Origin of the sequence: Mammaliicoccus fleurettii, from assembly GCF_002018435.1 — a bacterium.
GTDB classification, from domain to species: Bacteria; Bacillota; Bacilli; order Staphylococcales; family Staphylococcaceae; genus Mammaliicoccus; species Mammaliicoccus fleurettii.
Window position 1 is genome coordinate 1 of sequence record NZ_MWJM01000035.1, and the last position, 2,716, is coordinate 2,716.

Annotated in this window: 4 protein-coding genes; all 4 read right to left on the minus strand. The window is 36.6% G+C overall.

Going from position 1 to position 2,716, the window contains the following annotated elements:
- Positions 1-351: hypothetical protein (locus tag B2G86_RS12900; protein ID WP_198931349.1), on the minus strand; the 351-nt coding region annotated here is incomplete at its 3' end.
- 12 nt (positions 352-363) lie between these two features.
- Positions 364-648: an HNH endonuclease gene (locus B2G86_RS12905; protein ID WP_078358592.1), complete on the minus strand. Its 285-nt coding sequence runs from the start codon at positions 646-648 to the stop codon at positions 364-366.
- On the minus strand, positions 638-2,260 hold the full coding sequence (locus B2G86_RS12910) for a terminase TerL endonuclease subunit (RefSeq protein WP_078358593.1): 1,623 nt from the start codon (positions 2,258-2,260) through the stop codon (positions 638-640). The genes B2G86_RS12905 and B2G86_RS12910 overlap by 11 nt, the downstream gene beginning before the upstream one ends.
- A partial coding sequence (locus B2G86_RS12915) for a bacteriophage terminase small subunit (RefSeq protein ID WP_078358594.1) occupies positions 2,261-2,716 on the minus strand: 456 nt, incomplete at its 5' end.

Here is a 2,716-nt window from a genome sequence, read left to right on the forward strand (position 1 = left end):
AGATGTGTATAAGAGACAGGGGTACAAGTCAACATAGCGCGTGCATAGTAACTTTTTAATTACTTTCTGCCAAAACTCCATGCTATTGTGTTCGCCCTTAGGGCTCCAATTGAGGACCTCATCTAAATCAGAACCTGCCTTACTAATCAAAGGATCAGAACCAGTCTCATCTTTTTTATATTTAACATGATTAAATTCTACTTTTGTTATTTCATTAGCAATTTTATTGTGAATATTAGTCACAAAGGCACTTGTATATTCTACTGCTTCGTTTTGCCACGCTGTGACTCTTTGAGTATCATTGTTTAGTTTTCCACGTGAAAATGATACCACTTTTCCGAATAAGTTCAATTTTTCCCCTTTCTACCATAAACTAACGCCTTTCCCTCGTTTATACTCGCCTGTTTTCTTGTTATGGCAAGACTTACAAAGGAGTTGTAGGTTATCAGGGTTCAGCGCTATTTTCCAATCATCAAGATTTTCCCAAGTTAGCTCTATAATATGGTCTACTTCGTATTTTTTAGCACCGAATGCACCACATCTTACGCAAGTCATCTTATCACGTTGCCTTACATAATCACGGACTGCCAACCATTCTTTTGTATTGTACCAACCACTTTCTCGAACTGTGTCAACGTTATACTTCATCTGACACCGCCATTTCTAAAGCCATTGTCAAAGCAACAGTAGGGTCAATTTTATCTTTTTCAAGTTTTTTTGTATACATATAGTCCCCGCTTTGTCCGATTTTAACAGCAGTATTATTTAAAGCCCACTGCATGACTTTTTGATTATGGATAAGTTTATTTTCTACTAACTTAGATTTTAATAACTTAATATAGTCATTCATTGAGAAACCTTGTCTAATTGCTCTTTGGTTATCTCCGTCTTTATCGAAGAAATAACGCTCGATCAACCCTTTTAAAATCTCATATCGTGCTGGGTCATAACCGATTTTTCTAAGTCTGCACCCTGTCTTAGTTCTAAAGTCATTAATATATGGTATTAAGTCATTTACATTAATGTATTCCGTATCAAGTAAGATTAATTCTCCCCTGTCAACGAATTCAGTCCATAGCTCTTGCTGTTCTGTGTCCAGTTGCTCATATTGCGACCGTACAGAGAAAGTAAGTGTATGGCTGTAAGTTTTACCCTCTAACTCACAAACGAATGATACAGCGGTTAAATCGCCAATTAAGGATAGGTCAATTCCGACATAAGTTCTATTTTTATTAAATACAGATAAATCAAATTCCGTTAGTTTAGTATCTTGTGGAGTGAAGTAGTAAGCCGTGTCCTGCATAGGCAACCCCATATTAAACGCTAAGAACTTATTCTGTAACGCTGGGTCTCCTTGCGCAAGTTCGTACTCCTCAATAACTCCTGACCACTTAGGGACATCGCCAATAAGTGGTAAAGCCATAGTCCAATTCTTCTTATCTTTGACCTGCTCATGATTTTCTAGCATGTAAAGCAAGCCGAACGACCTATCGTTGTAAAATTCTTCTTCTGATTTGAAACGTTCAACAAGTTTATCATAAAGTCCATCTCGTTTAAGTCCGCCAGAAGTGATATAAATACTTTGCCAGTTATCTTGTTTTTGACGTGAACCTTTATTGACTGATTCTGTTATATCTTCGCCATAGGTATGAACTTCATCAAATATATTGAGTGAACTGTTACCACCTTGCGCTCGTAAAGTATCATTAGTTTGCTTTTTGAAAGTGGTTTTAAAAGAAGTAAATAATAGCCCTTGTTTTGTACTCTTGAAAATCTTGTTTTCATTGTACACTCTTAATGTATCACTTGCTTCCGTTTGATTCCGAACTTGGTCAAATACGTGTCTAGCCTGTGTGTTATCGTACGCAATAACTAAGCTCTCTCCACCATATTGTCCGCCTAAAATCATCCAGTTAAGCACGCGCGTAGCCATTAAACTTGACTTACCAGAACCACGACCTAGATTAAGAAAAATCTCATTAACTAAATTGACTTGTACACCTTTTTCATCAACCATATCATAACCAAGCATTAACTCGTACCACCATTTTTGAACAGGGTGTAGCTTGATTTTCATTAGGTTACCAGTTGTTAAATAGAAGTTGTCTTGTATCCATTCAACGGCTTGCGTAACACGGTCATAGCGATAAATATACTTGTTATGAATGCGTATTTGCTTCTGAATAGTCCTACGAATGTACTTATTAATAATAATGCCATTTTCTTTGTTGTATTCCAACATTTTATTTAAATAATACATTTATTCAAACCCTTTCGGTGCTTCAACTTCTGGTGTTTCGTACTTACTTAGCTTATAGTCGTCAAGTTCTTCAATTTTAGCTTTAAGGTCATGAGTGCTTGCTTCTTCCTGTTGTAATCTCCGCCATTCAGTAGGGTTATAAAGTTCAGGGTTTCCAGCTTTAGCAACCATCATCGCTACTAAGCTATCTTTATCCATCTCTTTTTCTTTAACCTTTACTTTTTCAACGTTTCCGTCAGCGTCATAGATTGTTTCTGTTTCTTTTAGCGTTCTGACTGTCAGCTTGCTCGCTAAGGCACTCTCAGCTAGTTCTAATAGATTTCCCCTAGCAATGCTTTTAGCTTCGTCATACGCCTTTATATTGTCATCTCGCCACTTTCTAAAAGTTTTAGCAGAACAATGCAAACTGGTGTAGATTTCTCTGTCATTACAGCCTGATTCAATTTTTTTTTTTTT